This window comes from Vibrio ishigakensis, assembly GCF_024347675.1.
In the GTDB taxonomy this organism is placed as follows: domain Bacteria; phylum Pseudomonadota; class Gammaproteobacteria; order Enterobacterales; family Vibrionaceae; genus Vibrio; species Vibrio ishigakensis.
On record NZ_AP024881.1, the window covers coordinates 2860481 to 2883430 of the forward strand.

Annotated in this window: 13 protein-coding genes, 7 tRNA genes, 4 rRNA genes and 1 pseudogene; 6 read left to right on the forward strand and 19 right to left on the reverse strand. The window is 47.6% G+C overall.

The genetic code is table 11. From position 1 onward, the window contains the following. Positions 1 to 166 precede the first annotated feature (166 nt). The 5 genes from Pcarn_RS13220 to Pcarn_RS13240 form a co-directional block, all read right to left on the reverse strand. Positions 167 to 243, reverse strand: a tRNA-Pro gene (locus Pcarn_RS13220). Between the two features lie 6 nt (positions 244 to 249). Then, positions 250 to 325, reverse strand: a tRNA-His gene (locus tag Pcarn_RS13225). Positions 326 to 394: 69 nt separating this feature from the next. Beyond that, a tRNA-Pro gene (locus Pcarn_RS13230) sits at positions 395 to 471 on the reverse strand. 52 nt (positions 472 to 523) lie between these two features. Further along, positions 524 to 599, reverse strand: a tRNA-His gene (locus Pcarn_RS13235). Positions 600 to 632: 33 nt separating this feature from the next. After that, a tRNA-Arg gene (locus Pcarn_RS13240) sits at positions 633 to 709 on the reverse strand. A gap of 292 nt (positions 710 to 1001) precedes the next feature. Here Pcarn_RS13240 and Pcarn_RS13245 point away from each other — a divergent pair. Next, entirely contained in the window at positions 1002 to 1412 is a 411-nt protein-coding gene (locus tag Pcarn_RS13245) for a c-type cytochrome (protein WP_261834289.1), read from the forward strand. Between the two features lie 45 nt (positions 1413 to 1457). Here Pcarn_RS13245 and rep read toward each other — a convergent pair whose 3' ends face one another. Then, positions 1458 to 3473: a DNA helicase Rep gene (rep, locus tag Pcarn_RS13250; protein WP_261834290.1), complete on the reverse strand. Its 2016-nt coding sequence runs from the start codon at positions 3471 to 3473 to the stop codon at positions 1458 to 1460. A 170-nt stretch (positions 3474 to 3643) separates the two neighbouring features. On the opposite strand from rep, the gene Pcarn_RS13255 reads away from it, so the two are divergent. From Pcarn_RS13255 to ubiK, 4 genes are all read left to right on the forward strand, one after another. Next, complete coding sequence (locus Pcarn_RS13255) at positions 3644 to 4216, forward strand: TetR/AcrR family transcriptional regulator (protein WP_261834291.1); 573 nt, start codon at positions 3644 to 3646, stop codon at positions 4214 to 4216. A 16-nt stretch (positions 4217 to 4232) separates the two neighbouring features. Further along, a complete protein-coding gene (locus Pcarn_RS13260) occupies positions 4233 to 5333 on the forward strand; it encodes an efflux RND transporter periplasmic adaptor subunit (protein WP_261834292.1) in 1101 nt (366 codons plus the stop codon). A 10-nt stretch (positions 5334 to 5343) separates the two neighbouring features. Continuing rightward, complete coding sequence (locus Pcarn_RS13265) at positions 5344 to 8403, forward strand: multidrug efflux RND transporter permease subunit (RefSeq protein ID WP_261834293.1); 3060 nt, start codon at positions 5344 to 5346, stop codon at positions 8401 to 8403. A gap of 112 nt (positions 8404 to 8515) precedes the next feature. Continuing rightward, positions 8516 to 8773: a ubiquinone biosynthesis accessory factor UbiK gene (gene ubiK / locus Pcarn_RS13270; RefSeq protein ID WP_261834294.1), complete on the forward strand. Its 258-nt coding sequence runs from the start codon at positions 8516 to 8518 to the stop codon at positions 8771 to 8773. Between the two features lie 112 nt (positions 8774 to 8885). Here ubiK and ilvC read toward each other — a convergent pair whose 3' ends face one another. Then, a complete protein-coding gene (gene ilvC / locus Pcarn_RS13275) occupies positions 8886 to 10370 on the reverse strand; it encodes a ketol-acid reductoisomerase (RefSeq protein WP_261834295.1) in 1485 nt (494 codons plus the stop codon). Positions 10371 to 10510: 140 nt separating this feature from the next. On the opposite strand from ilvC, the gene ilvY reads away from it, so the two are divergent. Then, a complete protein-coding gene (gene ilvY, locus Pcarn_RS13280; protein WP_261834296.1) occupies positions 10511 to 11398 on the forward strand; it encodes an HTH-type transcriptional activator IlvY in 888 nt (295 codons plus the stop codon). A gap of 93 nt (positions 11399 to 11491) precedes the next feature. Here ilvY and rrf (Pcarn_RS13285) read toward each other — a convergent pair. The 12 genes and pseudogenes from rrf (Pcarn_RS13285) to rho all read right to left on the reverse strand — a co-directional run bounded on the left by rrf (Pcarn_RS13285) (position 11492) and on the right by rho (position 22681). Beyond that, positions 11492 to 11607: ribosomal RNA gene (rrf, locus tag Pcarn_RS13285) — 5S ribosomal RNA — on the reverse strand. Between the two features lie 48 nt (positions 11608 to 11655). After that, positions 11656 to 11731: transfer RNA gene (locus Pcarn_RS13290), tRNA-Thr, on the reverse strand. A gap of 60 nt (positions 11732 to 11791) precedes the next feature. Next, positions 11792 to 11907: ribosomal RNA gene (gene rrf, locus Pcarn_RS13295) — 5S ribosomal RNA — on the reverse strand. Positions 11908 to 11998: 91 nt separating this feature from the next. Continuing rightward, a 23S ribosomal RNA gene (locus tag Pcarn_RS13300) occupies positions 11999 to 14888 on the reverse strand. Positions 14889 to 15196: 308 nt separating this feature from the next. Continuing rightward, positions 15197 to 15272: transfer RNA gene (locus Pcarn_RS13305), tRNA-Glu, on the reverse strand. A gap of 62 nt (positions 15273 to 15334) precedes the next feature. Then, a 16S ribosomal RNA gene (locus Pcarn_RS13310) occupies positions 15335 to 16887 on the reverse strand. The 16S, 23S and 5S rRNA genes sit together here with 2 tRNA genes alongside, the layout of an rRNA operon. 520 nt (positions 16888 to 17407) lie before the next feature. Next, positions 17408 to 18118: an NAD(P)H-flavin reductase gene (fre, locus tag Pcarn_RS13315; RefSeq protein WP_261834297.1), complete on the reverse strand. Its 711-nt coding sequence runs from the start codon at positions 18116 to 18118 to the stop codon at positions 17408 to 17410. 15 nt (positions 18119 to 18133) lie between these two features. Continuing rightward, positions 18134 to 18403 (reverse strand): 2Fe-2S iron-sulfur cluster-binding protein, encoded by a 270-nt coding sequence (locus Pcarn_RS13320; protein WP_261834298.1) that lies wholly within the window; start codon positions 18401 to 18403, stop codon positions 18134 to 18136. After that, the gene (locus Pcarn_RS22165; RefSeq protein ID WP_390904491.1) at positions 18400 to 18885 is read right to left on the reverse strand and encodes a UbiD family decarboxylase; all 486 of its coding nucleotides are present in this window, start codon (positions 18883 to 18885) and stop codon (positions 18400 to 18402) included. The genes Pcarn_RS13320 and Pcarn_RS22165 overlap by 4 nt, the downstream gene beginning before the upstream one ends. Continuing rightward, positions 18867 to 20262 (reverse strand): annotated as a pseudogene (gene ubiD / locus Pcarn_RS13325) (4-hydroxy-3-polyprenylbenzoate decarboxylase); the annotation flags it as partial. The pseudogene ubiD and the gene Pcarn_RS22165, both read right to left, overlap by 19 nt. 82 nt (positions 20263 to 20344) lie before the next feature. Then, a complete protein-coding gene (locus Pcarn_RS13330) occupies positions 20345 to 21310 on the reverse strand; it encodes a hypothetical protein (protein ID WP_261834300.1) in 966 nt (321 codons plus the stop codon). Positions 21311 to 21421: 111 nt separating this feature from the next. Next, positions 21422 to 22681, reverse strand: coding sequence for a transcription termination factor Rho (gene rho, locus Pcarn_RS13335; RefSeq protein ID WP_261835688.1), 1260 nt, complete (start codon positions 22679 to 22681; stop codon positions 21422 to 21424). Positions 22682 to 22950 lie beyond the last annotated feature (269 nt).

Sequence of the window (22950 nt, forward strand, 5' to 3'; positions counted from 1 at the left end):
GTCTGTGTAGAGCAGTATTTTTCAGAAAAAAAAGCCCTGCTCTTTGAGCAGGGCTTCTGTGTAGTGGTCGGTGAAGAGAGATTCGACGCGGCGGGCTTCCGCACCCGACAGTTGTTTTGTTCAGATAAAGAAAAAGCTCATCATTACTGATGAGCTTTTCTAATAGTGGTCGGTGAAGAGGGATTCGAACCCCCGACCCTCTGGTCCCAAACCAGATGCGCTACCAAGCTGCGCTATTCACCGAAATAATGGGGTGGCTAACGGGATTTGAACCCGCGACAACTGGAATCACAATCCAGGGCTCTACCAACTGAGCTATAGCCACCATCAAATTGTTGTACATCGCTGATGTTAGCCATGTAGTTGAATCAAGCTTCTGCGTGATTCTAAATAGTGGTCGGTGAAGAGGGATTCGAACCCCCGACCCTCTGGTCCCAAACCAGATGCGCTACCAAGCTGCGCTATTCACCGACTTATGTTTCGTCCCGATTAAATCGAAACTGGAAGCAAAGCTACCAAAGAATGGGGTGGCTAACGGGATTTGAACCCGCGACAACTGGAATCACAATCCAGGGCTCTACCAACTGAGCTATAGCCACCACTATAATTTTTTACCGAATTCGCCTCCGAAATGGCACGCCCGAAAGGATTTGAACCTTCGACCTTTGGCTCCGGAGGCCAACGCTCTATCCAGCTGAGCTACGGGCGCATGCCCTATCGGCGGAGTGGAATAATACGGATATCACACTTTCGCGTCTAGTACTTTTTGCAGTTTTTTTTATGATTGCACTTTTTTTCAACGAAACCAGTAAATAATCGTCAGTTTGCAGATGTGATTTAACCCGCGCCCCTGACAAGAGATGGTTTAATGCAACAAACATAAGATATATAATCACCCAACATTTACAACACCTTAACAGTCGATTTTAATTATTTTCATCTGATCGGCGTACATTTCGTACAAATTGTTAGGCGCTTTCCCAGGAATTAAAAGAGAGTTAATGGATATGCCTCGTAAACTAATCACACTCGTTACAGCTGCGCTAGTATTTTCCGGCGCAAGCCTTGCTGCTACTAGCCAAGATGAATACGACGCAATTGCGGAACGTATCAAGCCTGTAGGCGATGTTTACCTAGCAGGTGCAGAGCCAGAGCAAACTGCAGCAGCTGGCCCACGCGATGGCGCGACTGTTTATGGTACTTTCTGTATCGCTTGTCATGGCTCTGGTGTAGGTGGTGCACCTAAACTAGGTGACGCTGGCGATTGGGAAGCTCGTATCGCACAAGGTAAAGACGTTATGGTCGACCACGCAATCAACGGCTTCAACGCTATGCCAGCAAAAGGTGCATGTATGGACTGTTCAGATGATGAGATCGTCGCTGCGATCGACCATATGATTGCAGGTTTATAACAGCCACTGCGCGTTATAAGAAAGGATGGCCGAAGCCATCCTTTTTTATTTCTTGAACATAGCCCGAAGGTTGGCGATATGTGCTTGCCCTTTTTGCATTCGCTCTTCTTTGGTCTGCTCTTTTTTCTTACTCTCCCACTCAACATCATCGAATGGCAGTTCCTCTAGAAAGCGACTCTGAGTTGGTTTAATAAGCTCACCAAACTGTCGGCGTTCTTTACACATTGTAAAGGTAAGCTCTTTTTGCGCTCGGGTGATGCCTACATACATAAGGCGACGCTCTTCCTCTACGTTCTCTTCATCTATGCTGGTTTGGTGCGGCAAGATACCCTCTTCCGTGCCCATCAGGTAAACATAAGGAAACTCCAGACCTTTGGATGCGTGCAGTGTCATCAGCTGAACCTGATCTGCATCTTCATCGTCTTCACCACGCTCCATCATGTCGCGTAGGGTTAAGCGCTGAACTACCTCTTTTAGCGTCTTCTCTTCATTGTCATAGTTGTCGCCCTCAAGGTCGGCTACGATCCAAGAGTAGAGATCGGAGACGTTTTTCATACGCATCTCAGCCGCTTTCGGGCTGGAAGAAGTCTCGTACAACCAATCTTCATAGTTGATGTCTCGCACTAGACTGCGCACCGCTTCTACCGTATTACCACGCTCCGCATTATCGGATACACGTACTATCCAATCGGAAAAGCGACGAAGGTTCTCTAGTCCTCTGCCACTTAGAGTCTGCTCAAGCCCTAACTCAAAAGAGCACTCAAACAAGCTCTTACCACGCATATTGGCGTAGCTACCAAGCTTCTCTAGGGTAACTGGACCTATCTCTCGACGCGGAGTATTCACAATACGCAGAAACGCATTGTCATCATCTGGGTTTACCAAGACTCTCAGATACGCCATCACATCCTTGATCTCAGTACGAGCAAAGAAAGAAGTGCCACCTGAGATCTTGTAAGGAATGCGGTTTTGCATCAGAGCTTTCTCTATAAGGCGAGACTGATGGTTACCACGATACAAGATGGAATAATCTTTATAGTTGCTGCGATTCAAGAATTTGTGCGCAATGATCTCACCGGTAATGCGCTCGGCTTCATGCTCTTCATTCTTGGCTAACAATACCTTTAGCTTTTCCCCATCAGGCAATTCAGAGAAGAGTTTTTTCTCATACACGTGCGGATTATTCGCAATCAGTATATTGGCACTGCGCAGAATACGGCTGGTTGAGCGATAGTTCTGTTCAAGTTTAATAAGCTTCAGGCTCGGATAATCTTCACCGAGTAAAACAAGGTTTTGTGGTTTGGCACCGCGCCAAGAATAGATAGATTGGTCGTCATCTCCTACCACGGTTAGACGTCCACGCTCACCCACCAGCAATTTCACCAGTTCATACTGACTGGTGTTGGTATCTTGATACTCATCCACCAATAGATAGCGGATTCGAGATTGCCAGCGTTCGCGAACCTCTTGGTTGCTCTTTAGTAGCTGCACCGGCATCAAAATCAGGTCATCAAAGTCGAGGGCATTGTAGGCCGTCATCTGGCGTTGATAGAGCTCGAAGCAATGGGCAAACAGCTTGTACTGTTCCCCTTGCGCCGTTGCCGCGGCTTGTGCTGGGCTCAGCATATCGTTCTTCCAATTGGAGATAGTGCTGAGGAGCTGACGTAGTAGGTCTTTGTCGCCTTCAAGCAACTCTTCGGTGAGCTCCTTGAGCATAGCGAGCTGATCTTGGTCATCGAATAGAGAAAAACCAGCCTTCAGACCCAGCGCCTTATATTCACGACGAATAATATTCAGACCCAATGTATGGAAGGTAGACACCATCAAACCCTTGGACTCTTGCTTACCCAAGGTTTGACCCACACGCTCTTTCATCTCACGCGCAGCTTTATTGGTAAAGGTTACTGCCGCGATATTGCGTGCCTTGTAACCGCACTGCTGAACCAGATAAGCAATCTTATTGGTGATAACACGAGTCTTACCCGAACCCGCCCCTGCCAGCACTAGGCATGGGCCTGATACATATTTAACGGCTTGGTCTTGTTGGGGATTGAGTCGCATTGGATCACCTTAATCTCGAGTGGGCGATAATCATACTTGTCACCCGTTTTGAACGCCACTTGAATTTATATGAATCAATTTGCTTACTTATAGTTACAAGTTGTTGCATTTATAACGGTTATAACTATAAAATGAATGAACGTTCATTCATTTCACTAAGGTTGATATGTATGGCTACTAATAATAAGCGTCAAGACATCCTAGATGCCGCGACAGCAATCCTGGCTAGAGACGGCTTTAACGGCCTATCGATCCAGAAGTTAGCCAAAGAAGCCAAGATGGCTGCGGGCACGGTTTATCTCTATTTCAAAGATAAAGATAGCGTGATTGCAGAAGTAAGGCTTTGGCTAGCAAAGCAGATTGCTGATGCTATTCAGAAAGATGTCGATGACTCACAGCCTTTAAAGAAGCAGTACGAAACCATGTGCCACAATATTTGGAGTATTGGCGGCTCGGGTCTAGGTTTACTTAAAACTCGTATTCAATATGAATCTCTACCTACTCCGTTGGATAAAGAGATCACGAATACAGAAAGAAGCTATTTCTACAAAGTAGATGAGATGTTTAAGAAAGGCCGAAGCAGCGGTGAATTTTTAGATTTACCAACTACCGTTTTATTTTCTCTAAGTCTGGAATCATGTGTAGCGCTGACACGTAAACACTTTCAACAGATTGAAGAAATAGACGCCAACACTTTCGAACTGGCCATCCAAGCTAGTTGGAAAGCGATTCAAAATAGATAATTTGGAGTAAGGTTCCATGAAAAAGTGGACTGTAATTATGTTGCTGATCGCAATCGCCCTATTTGGCAGTGTGATCGGCTTTAATCTATTCAAGCAGCAGAAAATAGCTGAATATATGGCGAACCGACCGGAACCTGAGTATCCGGTTACCGTTATGACAGCGAATGCTGAGGATTGGACGCCAAACATTGAGGCCATCGGTTTCATCGAACCCCTTCAAGGCGTAACCCTAACCTCTGAGACCAGCGGTGTTATTCAACGTATTGGTTTTAAGTCTGGCGCTACCGTTACTGAAGACCAACTGCTTGTAGCTTTGGATTCTGACGTTGAGCGCGCGAACTTAAAGAGTGCACAAGCTCGCTATCCAGCGGCTGAAGCAAAATATAAGCGTTACAACGGCCTATTCAAGAAAGGCGCTGTATCTCAAGCGGACTTTGATGAAGCGACTGCTGCTTACTTCTCTTTGCAAGCAGACATCGAGAGCCTAAAGGCGACTATTGATCGTCGTGAAATTCGCGCACCTTTTGCAGGCGTTATCGGTATCCGTGGCGTAAACCTTGGTGAATACCTACAAGGTGGCAGCCGTATCGCACGTCTTGAAGACATCAGCGTTATGCGTCTTCGTTTCACAGTTTCTCAAACTGATATCTCTCGCATCCACGTTGACCAAGATGTACATATCCAAGTGGACTCATTCCCTGGCGAAGTATTCGAGGGCACTATCTCTGCTATCGAGCCTGCGGTTAACTATCAGAGTGGTCTGATTCAGGTTCAAGCAGACATCCCGAACACACAAGGTAAGCTACGTAGTGGTATGTTTGCACGCGCTCAGGTGGTTCTGCCAACGCTTCATGATCAGGTAGTGCTTCCGCAGACCGCAATCACCTACACCCTATACGGTGACAGCGTTTATGTTCTGAACTCAGAAACCAACCGGGTTGATCAGCGCGTGGTTAAAGTGGGCGAACGCAAGCTAGATAAAGTGCTTATCCTAGATGGCATTAAAGCAGGTGAAACAATCGTAACCTCTGGTCAAGTTCGTCTAAGTAACGAAGCTAAGGTTAAGATCGTAACCAGCGACGCAACTACTCCGCCAGCTGAAATTCCAATGCTGTAAGGACACAATGATGCGATTTACAGACATATTTATAAAGCGACCGGTCTTAGCTATATCTATTAGCTTTTTGATCGCTCTGCTTGGTCTGCAAGCGGTATTCAAGATGCAAGTGCGCGAATACCCAGAGATGACCAATACGGTAGTAACCGTAACGACCAGCTACTATGGTGCAAGTGCGGACCTTATCCAGGGCTTCATTACTCAGCCATTGGAGCAGGCTATCGCTCAGGCCGATAACATCGACTATATGACTTCTCAATCTGTGCTTGGTAGCTCTACCATCACGGTAAACATGAAGCTAAATACCGATCCAAACGGCGCACTGGCTGACATACTGGCAAAAACCAACTCGGTTCGTTCGCAACTTCCTAAAGAAGCGGAAGACCCGACGGTAACCATGTCGACAGGCTCCACAACTGCGATCATGTACATCGGCTTTACCAGTGATGAGCTAGAGTCGAGTCAGATCACTGACTACCTTGAGCGTGTTGTAAACCCTCAGCTATTCACGGTTAACGGTGTATCTAAGGTCGACCTATACGGTGGTATGAAGTACGCGCTGCGTATCTGGCTGGATCCACAAAAGATGGCTGCTCTACAGCTTACCTCTACCGATGTAATGGGTGTGCTGAGTGCGAACAACTTCCAATCAGCGACTGGTCAAGCAACGGGTCTGTTCGTTCTGTATAACGGCAGCGCTAACACGCAAGTGGCTAGCGTACATGAGCTAGAAAACCTAGTAGTTCGTCAGGACAAGGGTGAGGTAATCCGTCTAAGCGATATTGCTAAGGTAACCCGTGCGAAGAGCCACGATATCTATCGTGCAAGTGCCAATGGTCAAGAAGCGGTTGTAGCAGCGGTAAACGGTGCACCAAGTGCAAACCCAATCAACGTTGCGGCTGACATCCTTGAGCTACTGCCACAGCTAGAGAAGAACCTGCCAAGCAACATCAAGATGCAGGTAATGTATGACTCTACTGTTGCTATCAATGAGTCCATCTACGAAGTAGCTAAGACCATCATCGAAGCGGCACTGATCGTACTGGTAGTTATTACCCTGTTCCTAGGTTCATACCGCGCGGTACTTATCCCTATCGTAACCATTCCACTCTCCTTGATTGGTGTGGCTATGTTTATGCAGGCATTGGGATTCTCTTGGAACCTGATGACGCTACTGGCTATGGTTCTCGCCATCGGTCTGGTGGTAGATGATGCGATCGTTGTATTGGAGAACGTAGACCGGCATATCAAGCTTGGGGAGACCCCGTTTAGGGCTGCCATCATAGGTACGCGTGAGATCGCTGTTCCTGTAATCGCAATGACGCTAACGCTAGGTGCGGTATATGCGCCGATCGCGCTAATGGGTGGTATCACAGGCTCCTTGTTTAAAGAGTTTGCTCTCACCCTCGCCGGTGCGGTATTCGTATCCGGAATCATCGCACTGACCTTGAGCCCTATGATGTGCTCTACCATCTTGCGTGAAAACGAAGAGCCTAACCGCTTCGAGAAGTTTGTTCATACCAAGCTAGATGCATTGAGTGAGTCCTACTCGCGTGCTCTAGGTTCAGTAATGAAGCACCGTAGTGTGGTAATTGCCTTTGCCGTGATCGTGTTCGGTAGTTTGCCACTACTGTTCAAGTTCATCCCGAGTGAGCTTGCGCCTTCAGAGGATAAAGGTGTGGTTATGTTGATGGGTACAGGTCCGTCGAATGCGAACCTAGACTATCTGCAAAACACCATGAACGATGTAAACAAGATCTTGAGTGACCAGCCAGAGGTGCAATTCGCTCAGGTGTTTACCGGTGTTCCAAATTCAAACCAAGCATTTGGTATCGCTTCTCTAAAACCTTGGAGTCAGCGTGAAGCGAGCCAAGCAGAGGTAACCAACCGCGTATCTGGTCTTGTATCTAGCATCCCAGGAATGGCAATCACTGCATTCCAGATGCCAGAACTACCGGGTGCTGGTTCAGGCCTGCCGATCCAGTTTGTTATCACTACACCAAACAGCTTTGAGAGCCTATTCCAGATCGCGACCAACGCTCTGACGGCAGTAAACAGCTCGCCAATGTTTGTCTATTCGGATCTTGACCTGAACTACGACTCGGCAACGATGAAGATTCAGATCGACAAGGACAAGGCTGGTGCCTACGGCGTAACCATGCAAGACATAGGTACAACCCTAAGTACCATGATGGCGGATGGTTATGTAAACCGCATCGACCTATATGGTCGTTCTTATGAGGTAATCCCTCAGGTAGAACGTAAGTTCCGTCTAAACCCAGAGTCGATGAACAACTATTATGTGCGTTCATCTGATGGCCATGCTGTGCCACTGGGTAGCTTGATCACTATCGATGTAGTGCCTGAGCCTCGCTCTCTGCCACACTTTAACCAGCTGAACTCTGCCACTATTGGTGTAGTACCAGCTCCGGGTGTTGCAATGGGTGATGCGATCAACTGGTTTGAGCAAACCGCTCAAGATAACCTGCCAGCAGGCTACAACCATGACTATATGGGTGAGGCTCGTCAGTTCGTAACCGAAGGTAGCGCACTATATACCACCTTCCTACTGGCAATTGCTATCATCTTCTTGGTACTGGCAATCCAGTTCGAATCAGTGCGTGACCCACTGGTAATCATGGTGTCTGTACCTCTTGCGATTAGTGGTGCACTTGTAGCGCTGGCATGGGGTCTCTCCTCCATGAACATCTACTCTCAGGTTGGTTTGATCACCTTGGTCGGTCTGATCACCAAACACGGTATCTTGATCTGTGAGGTAGCGAAAGAAGAGCAGTTACATCATCAGAAGAGCCGTATCGATGCGGTAATGGAAGCAGCTAAGGTTCGTCTGCGTCCTATCCTGATGACCACAGCGGCTATGATTGCAGGTCTTATCCCACTGATGTACGCATCTGGTGCGGGTGCTCAGCAAAGATTCAGTATCGGTATTGTTATCGTTGCAGGTCTTGCGATTGGTACTCTGTTTACCCTATTCGTACTGCCGGTTATCTATAGCTTTATCGCCTCAGAGCATAAACCTCTGCCTGAGTTTGAAGAAAAGCAAGCGTAATCAACAAGGGCTCGTTATCGAGCCCTTTTTTGTGAAGCAAGCGGTCAATTTTACCTGCGACAACTTGCCCATGATTGCTTAGAATAGGTGAAAAGATTAAGGAGTATTATCAATGTTTGACCCTAAAAAGCTTGAACAGGTTGCTAAGCAGATCCACGAATCTATGCCTCAACCAGTTAAAGACCTAGGTGCGGATGTAGACCAGAAGGTTCGTCAGGTTATCCAAGGCCAACTAAATAAGCTAGACGTTATCAGCCGTGAAGAGTTTGAAGTACAAACTCAGGTTCTGCTTCGTACTCGTCAAAAGCTAAACGAAATGGAACAGAAGATCGCTGAGCTAGAAAAGAAGCTAGGTGACAAGCAGGAATAAACTGCACTGAATAGAACAAAAGCCCGAGCCTAGCTTGGGCTTTTTTGTGCCCGCTAGATACGAAAAAGCCCCCGATTTCTCGAGGGCTTTGAATTGTTTAGCTTTTCGGAGATTAACCGCCTACTGCGATGCGCTTCATATCAGTCATGTAGCCACGTAGCTCTTCACCGATGTACTCAACTGGGTGGTTACGGATAACTTGGTTGATCTCGATTAGAGTCGCATTGTCTACTTGGTTTGATTCCTCTTGTAGACCCTTACCAATCACGTCAGTAGATACTGAAGGCATGAACTTCTCACGTAGCAGCGGAGTCGCAACGTTAGCGAATAGGTAGTTACCGTATTCTGCAGTATCAGAGATAACTACGTTCATTTCGTATAGACGCTTACGTGCGATAGTGTTCGCGATAAGCGGTAGCTCGTGTAGAGACTCGTAGTAAGCAGACTCATCGATGATGCCAGATGCAGTCATAGCTTCGAACGCTAGCTCAACACCCGCACGAACCATAGCAACCATTAGGATACCGTTGTCGAAGTACTCTTGCTCAGAGATCTCAACATTGCTCTCTGGGTAGTTTTCGAAAGCTGTTTCGCCAGTCTCGGCACGCCAGCCTAGTAGGTTCACGTCATCGTTTGCCCAGTCAGCCATCATAGTGCTAGAGAAGTGACCTGTGATGATGTCATCCATGTGCTTGTTGTAAAGCGGACGCATTAGGTCTTTTAGCTCTTCAGAAAGCTCAAACGCTTTAACCTTAGCTGGGTTAGATAGACGATCCATCATGTGCGTGATACCACCGAATTTCAGTGCTTCTGTGATGGTTTCCCAACCGTACTGAAGAAGCTTACCTGCATAACCTGGTTCGATACCGTCAGCGATCATCTTCTCGTAACATACGATAGAGCCAGCTTGTAGCATGCCGCATAGGATAGTTTGCTCACCCATTAGGTCAGACTTAACCTCTGCAACGAAAGAAGACTCAAGACAGCCAGCGCGATCGCCACCAGTTGCCGCAGCCCATGCTTTCGCGATATCCCAGCCTTCACCCTTAGGGTCATTCTCTGGGTGAACCGCGATTAGTGTAGGAACACCGAAACCACGCTTGTATTCTTCACGAACCTCAGTACCTGGGCACTTAGGTGCAACCATAACTACTGTTAGGTCTTTACGAACTTGCATACCTTCTTCAACGATATTGAAGCCGTGTGAGTAACCTAGTGCAGCGCCTTCTTTCATTAGAGGCATTACAGTCTCAACAACGTTTGAGTGTTGCTTATCTGGAGTAAGGTTAACTACTAGGTCCGCTTGTGGGATAAGAGTCTCGTAGCTGCCTACTTCAAAACCGTTCTCTTTAGCGTTCTTGAACGACTGACGTTGTTCATCGATAGCTGCCTGACGTAGTGCGTAAGCAACGTCTAGACCAGAGTCACGCATGTTCAAGCCTTGGTTTAGGCCTTGAGCACCACAACCTACGATTACAACTTTCTTGCCTTTCAGGAAGTCTGCGCCTGTTGCAAACTCGCCACGATCCATGAAGCGACAACGACCTAGTTGATCCAACTGCTCACGCAGGTTAAGTGTATTGAAATAGTTAGCCATGCTGGGCTCTCCTTAAAAAATTCTTTCCGTAGTTCGACATTTCTTGTCGATTGGTTTCATACTAATTCAGACTAAAGGTTGCTTAAAGTGATATATTCACAAGTAATCATTGCAAAACATGCAACATACAAGTGATTCACATGAACATAAAAAGCCTACAGATTTTTCTGCACCTTTGCGAGAGTAAAAGCTTCACAAAAACCGCTTGTGCGATGCACATCAGCCCTTCGGCTTTAAGTAGACAAATCAAACGTTTAGAAGAGGAAGCACAGCAAGTACTCTTCATCCGAGATAACCGCAGTGTAGAGCTAACTACAGCAGGTAGAGAGTTGCTGCCTGTGGCGCATAACATCACTAACCAGTGGCAAACCTTTACCAGTAATTTCTCTGACCAGCAGGATGTGTTGAAAGGAGAGATACGCCTGTTTTGTTCAGTGACTGCTAGCTACAGTCACTTGCCTCAGTTGTTATCTGAATTCCGACTATTGCACCCTTTTATTGAATACAAGCTCAGCACCGGAGACCCGGCACAGGCGATAGAAAAGGTGCTGAATGATGAAGCGGATATCGCAATATCAGCTGAAGCAGATAACCTACCCTCGAGAGTAGAATTCGAGAATATTAGTGATATCTCTCTATCGGTCATTGCACCAAGAGGTGTCGCCAACCTAGAGAGTCTGTTGGCCGATCCTATCGACTGGGATGCTATCCCCTTCATTGTGCCTGAAGAAGGTACCGCAAGGGATAGGTGTAATACCTGGTTCAAACAAAACCGAATCAAACCAAATATCTACGCCCAAGTAGCAGGCCATGAGGCGATTGTGAGTATGGTGGCCCTTGGTTGTGGTGTGGGTATTGCACCTGATGTGGTTATTAATAATAGTCCGGTTAAAGACCATATCCAGAAGTTGGACGTTGCACCTGTAAAGCCTTTTAAACTAGGTGTCTGCTGTAAACGATCTCAGCTCAATAACCCACTGATAAAAGCACTATGGAGTGTGGCTGAGGCTAACTATATCTCTAGCTAGAATTTTTCATATATTCAGAAACGAGAAAACCCGCGTAAAAGCGGGTCTTTGGATACGAAAAAGCCTCGTCAAAGACGAGGCTTTAGAATACTAACCTGGCGATGTCCTACTCTCACATGGGGAAGCCCCACACTACCATCGGCGCTATTGCGTTTCACTTCTGAGTTCGGCATGGAATCAGGTGGGTCCACAATGCTATGGTCGCCAAGAAAATCTTGTTTTGCTTCAGAATCTTCATCATCTGACAGCAAGAATAGTGGTGCTAGTACCCAGATTTGAACTGGGGACCTCACCCTTACCAAGGGTGCGCTCTACCAACTGAGCTATACCAGCAAAGTTTTAGTCTCGAGAGACACAAAAACCCGCTTCTAGCGGGTTCTCGTTTAATTTAAAGCCTGGCGATGTCCTACTCTCACATGGGGAAGCCCCACACTACCATCGGCGCTATTGCGTTTCACTTCTGAGTTCGGCATGGAATCAGGTGGGTCCACAACGCTATGGTCGCCAAGCAAATTCTTAAAATTCGGAAAGCTATCTAAAAGTTCATCACACAATCAACGTTCTATCTTTGAGTCCAACTCAAAACCTCTTAGGTGTTGTATGGTTAAGCCTCACGGGCAATTAGTACAGGTTAGCTCAACGCCTCACAACGCTTACACACCCTGCCTATCAACGTTCTAGTCTCGAACAACCCTTCAGGACACTTAAAGTGCCAGGGAAGACTCATCTCAGGGCTCGCTTCCCGCTTAGATGCTTTCAGCGGTTATCGATTCCGAACTTAGCTACCGGGCAATGCCATTGGCATGACAACCCGAACACCAGAGGTTCGTCCACTCCGGTCCTCTCGTACTAGGAGCAGCCCCCTTCAATCTTCCAACGCCCACGGCAGATAGGGACCGAACTGTCTCACGACGTTCTAAACCCAGCTCGCGTACCACTTTAAATGGCGAACAGCCATACCCTTGGGACCGACTTCAGCCCCAGGATGTGATGAGCCGACATCGAGGTGCCAAACACCGCCGTCGATATGAACTCTTGGGCGGTATCAGCCTGTTATCCCCGGAGTACCTTTTATCCGTTGAGCGATGGCCCTTCCATTCAGAACCACCGGATCACTATGACCTGCTTTCGCACCTGCTCGAATTGTCATTCTCGCAGTCAAGCGGGCTTATGCCATTGCACTAACCTCACGATGTCCAACCGTGATTAGCCCACCTTCGTGCTCCTCCGTTACTCTTTGGGAGGAGACCGCCCCAGTCAAACTACCCACCAGGCACTGTCCTCACCCCAGATAATGGGGCTAAGTTAGAACATCAAACATACAAGGGTGGTATTTCAAGGATGGCTCCACCAATACTGGCGTACTGGTTTCAAAGCCTCCCACCTATCCTACACATGTAGGCTCAATGTTCAGTGCCAAGCTGTAGTAAAGGTTCACGGGGTCTTTCCGTCTAGCCGCGGGTACACTGCATCTTCACAGCGATTTCAATTTCACTGAGTCTCGGGTGGAGACAGCGTGGCCATCATTACGCCATTCGTGCAGGTCGGAACTTACCCGACAAGGAATTTCGCTACCTTAGGACCGTTATAGTTACGGCCGCCGTTTACCGGGGCTTCGATCAAGAGCTTCGACTTACGTCTAACCCCATCAATTAACCTTCCGGCACCGGGCAGGCGTCACACCGTATACGTCATCTTACGATTTTGCACAGTGCTGTGTTTTTAATAAACAGTTGCAGCCACCTGGTATCTGCGACTCCCAATAGCTCCATCCGCAAGGGACTTCACCGTCGAGAGCGTACCTTCTCCCGAAGTTACGGTACCATTTTGCCTAGTTCCTTCACCCGAGTTCTCTCAAGCGCCTTGGTATTCTCTACCCGACCACCTGTGTCGGTTTGGGGTACGATTCCTTATAATCTGAAGCTTAGAGGCTTTTCCTGGAAGCATGGCATCAATGACTTCACCGCACGTAGCGGCTCGACATCGTATCTCAGCGTTAAGAAAGTCCGGATTTACCTAAACCTTCCGCCTACATACTTGAACCTGGACGACCGTCGCCAGGCCCACCTAGCCTTCTCCGTCCCCCCATCGCAATTATAAGAAGTACGGGAATATTAACCCGTTTCCCATCGACTACGCCTTTCGGCCTCGCCTTAGGGGTCGACTTACCCTGCCCCGATTAACGTTGGACAGGAACCCTTGGTCTTCCGGCGAGGAGGTTTTTCACCCCCTTTATCGTTACTCATGTCAGCATTCGCACTTCTGATACCTCCAGCAGCCCTTACAGACCACCTTCAACGGCTTACAGAACGCTCCCCTACCCCGCTAATAAAATTAGCAGCCGCAGCTTCGGTGTATAGCTTAGCCCCGTTACATCTTCCGCGCAGGCCGACTCGACCAGTGAGCTATTACGCTTTCTTTAAATGATGGCTGCTTCTAAGCCAACATCCTGGCTGTCTAAGCCTTCCCACATCGTTTCCCACTTAGCTATACTTTGGGACCTTAGCTGGCGGTCTGGGTTGTTTCCCTCTCCACGACGGACGTTAGCACCCGCCGTGTGTCTCCCGGATAGTACTCAATGGTATTCGGAGTTTGCAAAGGGTTGGTAAGTCGGGATGACCCCCTAGCCTTAACAGTGCTCTACCCCCATTGGTATTCGTCCGAGGCTCTACCTAAATAGATTTCGGGGAGAACCAGCTATCTCCAGGTTTGATTGGCCTTTCACCCCTAGCCACAAGTCATCCGCTAATTTTTCAACATTAGTCGGTTCGGTCCTCCAGTTGATGTTACTCAACCTTCAACCTGCCCATGGCTAGATCACCTGGTTTCGGGTCTATATCCAGAGACTGAACGCCCAGTTAAGACTCGGTTTCCCTACGGCTCCCCTAGATGGTTAACCTTGCCACTGAATATAAGTCGCTGACCCATTATACAAAAGGTACGCAGTCACACCACGAAGGTGCTCCTACTGCTTGTACGTACACGGTTTCAGGTTCTATTTCACTCCCCTCACAGGGGTTCTTTTCGCCTTTCCCTCACGGTACTGGTTCACTATCGGTCAGTCAGTAGTATTTAGCCTTGGAGGATGGTCCCCCCATATTCAGACAGGATATCACGTGTCCCGCCCTACTCGATTTCACTGATGATGCGTCGACAACTACGGGACTATCACCCTGTATCGTTGAACTTTCCAGAACATTCGTCTAACGCATTAAAAGCTTAAGGGCTAATCCAATTTCGCTCGCCGCTACTTTCGGAATCTCGGTTGATTTCTTTTCCTCGGGGTACTTAGATGTTTCAGTTCCCCCGGTTCGCCTCTTACACCTATGTATTCAGTGCAAGATACTAGCTTATGCTAGTGGGTTTCCCCATTCAGAAATCCCAGACTCAAATGGTTTTTACTACCTAATCTGGGCTTATCGCAAGTTAATACGTCTTTCATCGCCTCTGACTGCCAAGGCATCCACCGTGTACGCTTAGTCACTTAACCATACAACCCAAAGAAGTTTCTTAAGGTTGATGAATCAAATCACCAAAGTTGTCTGCAATTATTTAAACATGATGCAGACTCGATTTTGCCGGACTCAAGTATTTGTCTCCGCTTTTTAATAAAAGCAGAAGCAAAAATCCAAGAACACTTGATTGTGTGTTGGTACCTAAATCATAAAGATTTAGGATTTGAGAACTTTTAATTGAATATTGTTAATCAAACAATATTCGTCAGCTTTCCAAATTGTTAAAGAGCTTGATTCAAACTAATGAACCATTTTTAAACACACTCCAAAGAATGCTTAAAGATGGTATCCCGTAGGGGAGTCGAACCCCTGTTACCGCCGTGAAAGGGCGGTGTCCTAGGCCTCTAGACGAACGGGACACTAGTTTGCTCTATTAAACCATATCAATCTGTGTGGACACTCATCGTGAATAATCATCGTATAAGGAGGTGATCCAGCCCCAGGTTCCCCTAGGGCTACCTTGTTACGACTTCACCCCAGTCATGAACCACAAAGTGGTGAGCGTCCTCCCGAAGGTTAAACTACCCACTTCTTTTGCAGCCCACTCCCATGGTGTGACGGGCGGTGTGTACAAGGCCCGGGAACGTATTCACCGTAGCATTCTGATCTACGATTACTAGCGATTCCGACTTCATGGAGTCGAGTTGCAGACTCCAATCCGGACTACGACGCACTTTTTGGGATTCGCTCACTCTCGCGAGTTGGCCGCCCTCTGTATGCGCCATTGTAGCACGTGTGTAGCCCTACTCGTAAGGGCCATGATGACTTGACGTCGTCCCCACCTTCCTCCGGTTTATCACCGGCAGTCTCCCTGGAGTTCCCACCATTACGTGCTGGCAAACAAGGATAAGGGTTGCGCTCGTTGCGGGACTTAACCCAACATTTCACAACACGAGCTGACGACAGCCATGCAGCACCTGTCTCAGAGTTCCCGAAGGCACCAATTCATCTCTGAAAAGTTCTCTGGATGTCAAGAGTAGGTAAGGTTCTTCGCGTTGCATCGAATTAAACCACATGCTCCACCGCTTGTGCGGGCCCCCGTCAATTCATTTGAGTTTTAATCTTGCGACCGTACTCCCCAGGCGGTCTACTTAACGCGTTAGCTCCGAAAGCCACGGCTCAAGGCCACAACCTCCAAGTAGACATCGTTTACGGCGTGGACTACCAGGGTATCTAATCCTGTTTGCTCCCCACGCTTTCGCATCTGAGTGTCAGTATCTGTCCAGGGGGCCGCCTTCGCCACCGGTATTCCTTCAGATCTCTACGCATTTCACCGCTACACCTGAAATTCTACCCCCCTCTACAGTACTCTAGCCTGCCAGTTTCAAATGCGGTTCCGAGGTTGAGCCCCGGGCTTTCACATCTGACTTAACAAACCACCTGCATGCGCTTTACGCCCAGTAATTCCGATTAACGCTCGCACCCTCCGTATTACCGCGGCTGCTGGCACGGAGTTAGCCGGTGCTTCTTCTGTCGCTAACGTCAAATAATGCAGCTATTAACTACACTACCTTCCTCACGACTGAAAGTGCTTTACAACCCGAAGGCCTTCTTCACACACGCGGCATGGCTGCATCAGGCTTGCGCCCATTGTGCAATATTCCCCACTGCTGCCTCCCGTAGGAGTCTGGACCGTGTCTCAGTTCCAGTGTGGCTGATCATCCTCTCAGACCAGCTAGGGATCGTCGCCTTGGTGAGCCATTACCTCACCAACTAGCTAATCCCACCTGGGCTAATCTTGACGCGAGAGGCCCGAAGGTCCCCCTCTTTGCTCCGAAGAGATTATGCGGTATTAGCCATCGTTTCCAATGGTTATCCCCCACATCAAGGCATATTCCCAGGCATTACTCACCCGTCCGCCGCTCGACGCCCTTAACGTTCCCCGAAGGTTCAGTTAAGTCGTTTCCGCTCGACTTGCATGTGTTAGGCCTGCCGCCAGCGTTCAATCTGAGCCATGATCAAACTCTTCAATTAAAGTTTTGTTGTTCCGAAGAACGGCTCAATGAATACTGACTTCAAAATCACTAAGTAATTTTAAAGCTATTATCGTTCCAACAGAACGATAATGAATTGACTGTGCCAAGTCTTTCGACTCGTTTGGTCACTCAGTTCATTGATAAATCTTTTTGGATTATCATCAACGAGTGCCCACACAGATTGATAGGTTTAAATTGTTAAAGAGCTTGCTTTTTCGAGACTTACCTCTCAAAGCGGACGGCCATTCTAGCGATTTGAATCTCAGTGTCAAACACTTTTTTGCTTTTTATTTTGAGAAGTCTTTTCTCATCAAGTTGAAGCAAATGATTCAAGGCTTTTGGCCTCTGACCACCGCTGAAGCGTTGTGCGCTCTGCCGTGTCAGTGAGGCGGCATTATAGAGACTTCCGTCACACTGGCAAGCGTTTTTTTGAAGTTTTTCGCATTTTATTTTTGCTCGCTCAGAAAACAAACAACCCGCACAAATGGCGGGCTGTTTTCGTCTGTTTTTGCTTCTATTTAGATAAAAGCAAAGGCATCTGAATAGATCTGCTCAACACGAGCCTTTTTATTATAGATAAACTGCTCTCTTGCGCTGCCCGCCATCTCAAAGCGGCCTGCTATATAGACGTCATAATTAGAAAGGTCTTCGAAGTCACCCATTACTGCTTGGATAACATTACCAGTCTTGCCAGTCCAAACGCCTTCATCATCTTCTACTACCGGAACAAAATGGATGTTGCTGTGCTCAGCTTGAAGTTGCTCTAATTCAGCAAATGCATAAAGCTGCCCTTTATTACGTGCACCCCAATATAGATAGATGTCGTTATTCAGATTTTGGCTGATGCAGTGATCCAGAATAGAGCGCACATAGCTAAAGCCAGTGCCACCAGCAATCAGTAGAATTGAGCGCTCGCCTTCTTTAAGAAAAGCGTCACCATGTGGTGCATCAATATCAATAGTGCCATCTTCAGCTAACGCCTTTTGCATACGCTGAACTACCTCAAGGGCATAAAGGTTTTCTTCGGCAGCGCCAATGTGCAGTTCAAGCTCACCTTGATGACGGCATGGACTACTAGCAATCGAGAATGGACGGCGGTCCTTCTCACCCATTACGACCATTAGGTATTGACCCGCTTTAAAGTCTACTGGTGTTTCTGGGTGCAGTAGCACTCGAAAGGTGTTACTCGCTAGGGGTTCAATAGATTTTACTGTACATGAAATGGTCATTGTTTCCTCTACATCTTACTCATCAAAGGTAAGGACTAAATCAGTAGTTGCGCATGCTTGGCATGCAAAGACCCAACCTTCTGCTTGCTCTTTCTCTGTGAGCATAGGCTCAAGTTGATATGAGACTTCGCCTTTTACTAATCGGCAGAGACACATACCACATGCACCCACTTGGCAACGGTTAGGGAATAGGATGTCTTGCTCTATGGCTGCATCCAATATTGTTTGTTGTTCAGCAACGGTGAATTGTACACCACTGGGTAAAAGTTCAACCCGGTACGTCATAGAATATTGAGCTCATCCCAAATTTGGTCAATTTTAGCGACGAGCTGCGGGTCTTTCTTGATTGGATGACCCCACTCTCTTTGGGTTTCCCCTTCAAGTTTGTTGGTGGCATCCATCAGGATAAACTGAGGGATTTGCTGTTCAGTTTGAATAAAGTGCGTATCGCGAGATGGATCCATACGGGTTGTGATAGCCCAGATAACATCATTCCAGTCACTTACGACCACATCATCATCACAAGCAATCACCATCTTAAGGTGCAGCTTACCGACAAAGGTCTGCTTGATTACCTCAAGCAACTCATCTACCTGACCCGCTCGCGTCTTATCTATAGAGACGATTATTGTACCCGACTGAGCTTTAGGAACATGGAGATCCAAAACCTCTGGATACATCTGTTTAAAGGCCTGAATAGTCTGCTCCAGCTCTGAGTCTGTTATTTCAGGTTTTGTATATCCGTTTAGCTCTTTATCCGTAGCCAGTTCCGCATCCCACTTTTTAGTGACATCCAAACCCATCTTAGAACCTAAGCCCACCACTGGAGAGGCAAAGTCTAGAGAGTCGATAGGAGTATTTTCTATCATCACTAGATCGCGCTGTGGCTCGAAATACTCACCCATAGCGGCAACTACTTCTCCCCAATCACGGCCATCTACAGATTCGTCACACACCAATACAAACTTGGTGTACATAAACTGACGAAGGAAGGACCAAACTCCCATCATCACCCGCTTAGCGTGCCCCGGATACTGCTTCTTCATAGTTACTACCGCAAAGCGATACGAACAGCCTTCAGGTGGCAGATAAAAATCCGTTATCTCTGGAAATTGCTTTTGCAGGATAGGAACGAATACTTCGTTCAAAGCCACGCCGAGTACAGCAGGCTCATCAGGGGGACGACCAGTGTAGGTACTGTGATAGATAGGGTTGTTACGCATAGTCACATGGGTAACCGTAAACACATTGTGACTCTCGACCTCATTGTAATAACCGGTATGGTCGCCATAAGGCCCTTCGTCTGCAAACTCATTCGGGTCAATATAACCCTCAAGCACTATCTCTGCTCCAGCAGGAACATCGAGGTCATTACTAACAGAGCGCACAACTTCAGTTTTCTTGCCTCGAAGCAAGCCTGCAAACGCATACTCAGATAGGGTATCTGGCACTGGTGTTACAGCACCTAAGATGGTTGCCGGGTCTGCACCGAATGCAACAGACACTGGAAATGGTTTTCCTGGGTTCTTCTCGGTCCAATCGCGTAGGTCTAGAGCGCCACCACGGTGAGCGAGCCAACGCATGATGACCTTGTTCTTACCTAGCTTTTGTTGACGATAGATGCCTAGGTTTTGACGCTTCTGGTTTGGTCCCTTGGTGATGGTCAAGCCCCAAGTCAGTAGAGGCGCGACATCCTCAGGCCAGCAACTCATTACAGGAACCTTGTCCAAGTCCACCTCGTCACCCTGCCATATGATCTCTTGGCAAGGTGCCTTACGTAGCCTTTTCACTGGCATATTTAGTACCTGGCGGAACACTGGGAGCTTATCCAGTGCATCCTTGAAGCCTTTAGGTGGCTCAGGCTCTTTCAAATAAGCTAACAGCTTACCCACTTCACGGAGCTCTTTTACCTGAGTTCTCCCCATACCGAGAGCCACGCGCTCCGCAGTACCAAATAGATTAGTGAGGACGGGCATGTCATAGCCAACGGGATTTTCGAATAGCAGAGCAGGACCACCAGCCCTTAAGGTGCGGTCGCTAATCTCTGTCATCTCATAATCAGGATCGATCGGATGGGAAATTCTTTTTAGAAGCCCTTTATCTTCAAGTTGCGAGATAAAGTCGCGCAGGTCTCTACAGCTCATACATTTCCATTGTGCTTTGGTTTAGCGCAGTATAACAAAGGCCAATATGCACTGATACACGTGCTGCAACAAGTTGGTAACTTTAAGGAAGTGTAATACTTGGGTTGTCCTGCATCAGCTGTTGCAGCCAATTGTTATGACCATAGAACCTGAGGCTATCACTGATCAGCTTTGCCTGTTGCTGATTGCGCATCTTTCCCACCAAGAACTCTTCCACCTGTGGTGAAGTCGTCGCATAGCGCGACAGTAGATGTAAACTGCGCTGCGAAAGTGATGGATTATCACTAGCAACCATTAACTGCTGATGAGCGAACTCACTGTCTTGATGACCTAATCTATCTAGTTCACTATTGATATTGCCATCGGCTTTCATCTTCCATAAAAGCGCGTACAACTCTTGGTCTTTAGAAACAGAGGCTAATGCCACCATAACATTAGTGCTCGGGAGCCATGACGTGATTTTTGGAGCCGTGATTTGATTGATGAGAAACTGCAAACCATCACTTGAAAGTGAGTGAACACTTTCAATAAGAAGACGCTCTCTCTGCGCCACAACTGCAGCATCACCCGATAACCAGCTTCGTAGTTCTAGCTCTTCAGTTTCGACCCCAACATAGAAGTGCATCACCTTCTCATTCAGATGCCACTCATCCAACATACGTTGAGCAATGATCTGATAGCTATAAGCTGGTGCGGAAAACTGAAAGCCTTCGCCCTTTTCTACATAGGTCAGGGTCGGAGCAACCTTCTTTTGCTGGTCCAAGAACACAGCTAAGTCAGAGATATAAACTGGCTCTAGAGCTGCAATATTTTTAAGTGTAAGAAAGCGCACCGCTTCTTGTTGTGGGAACTTGATGCGTTGTAATTGGAACTGGGCCTTATCTGATTGACCAGACAAAACCAAAGATGAAATGTTCTCAGCAGCGCTCTTTACATGAGCGTCATCGAGCAATTGTTGGCGCTCCTGCGCACTGACTTCAACCGCATGGGCGGTTAGCGGCCCGCATAATAATGCCGACAGCACTGCAACTAATAATCCATGTCGCACAGCTAAACTCCTTTTAGCATTGGCTTCCCAGCACCTTACCCGAACGCATAAAAAAACGCCACCTTAATGGTGGCGCATTCTACATAGGTCGCAGATTTTAACAACGTTTGCTTATTGGCGACGCATCGCGTCGAAGAATTCGTTGTTAGTTTTAGTCATTGCTAGCTTGTCGATAAGGAACTCCATCGCGTCGATCTCACTCATAGGGTGAACAATCTTGCGTAGAATCCACATCTTCTGAAGCTCATCTGCCTTGGTAAGTAGCTCTTCGCGACGAGTGCCAGAACGGTTGAAGTCGATAGCTGGGAATACACGCTTCTCCGCAATCTTGCGATTCAGGTGGATTTCCATGTTACCTGTACCCTTGAACTCTTCGTAAATTACTTCGTCCATCTTAGAACCAGTATCTACAAGTGCTGTTGCTAGGATGGTCAGGCTACCGCCTTCTTCTACGTTACGTGCTGCACCGAAGAAGCGCTTCGGACGATGCAATGCGTTCGCATCCACACCACCAGTAAGAACTTTACCTGAAGATGGGATTACTGTGTTGTAGGCACGCGCCAGACGAGTAATAGAATCAAGCAGGATAATCACGTCTTTCTTGTGTTCAACAAGACGCTTCGCCTTTTCGATAACCATCTCAGCAACCTGAACGTGACGAGATGCTGGTTCGTCAAAGGTCGACGCTACAACTTCACCATTTACTAGGCGCTGCATCTCAGTAACCTCTTCCGGACGTTCATCGATAAGTAGAACCATCAATTCACATTCAGGGTGGTTTTTAGTGATGCTTTGAGCAATGTTCTGTAGAAGCATTGTCTTACCCGCTTTTGGCGGAGCAACGATTAGGCCACGCTGACCTTTACCAATTGGCGATGCTAGGTCTAGTACACGTGCTGTAATGTCTTCAGTAGAACCATTACCTACTTCCATAACCATACGCTCGTTAGCGTGCAGCGGAGTCAGGTTTTCAAATAGGATCTTGTTACGTGCGTTATCAGGCTTGTCGGCGTTAACCGTGTTTACCTTCAATAGCGCAAAGTAGCGCTCACCGTCTTTAGGTGGGCGGATCTTGCCAGCAATGCTGTCACCCGTGCGCAGGTTAAAGCGACGGATTTGGCTTGGAGATACATAGATATCATCTGGGCCAGCAAGATAAGAACTGTCTGCAGAGCGAAGGAATCCGAAACCATCTTGTAGGATTTCAAGGACACCATCACCAAAGATATCTTCACCACTTTTAGCGTGGGCTTTAAGTGTTGCGAAGATGATGTCTTGCTTTCTTAAACGAGCAAGGTTTTCAAGGCCAAGGCTTTCACCCAGCTTAACCAACTCAGATACTGGCTTATTTTTAAGCTCAGTTAGATTCATTGTTGTTGATTTAGTACCACTTGCTCTACGAGCACGAGGAGCCGCTAGCGGTTTTTCAGCTGCTGGCTTTTCCGCTGGCTCATCTGCCGCGGCTTTGTCAGTCGCTGGTTTAACTGCTATAGGTTTAGCTGCTGCTGAAGATGCCGATGCTCTGGTTCGAGTTGACGCACGAGGTGTTCTGGTTGTGGTCTTGCGAGTAGTAGAGGTTGGCTTTTCAGATGCAGGGGTCGTCTCTGCGGTCGACTTATCGATCGCCGAGTCCGTCGTAG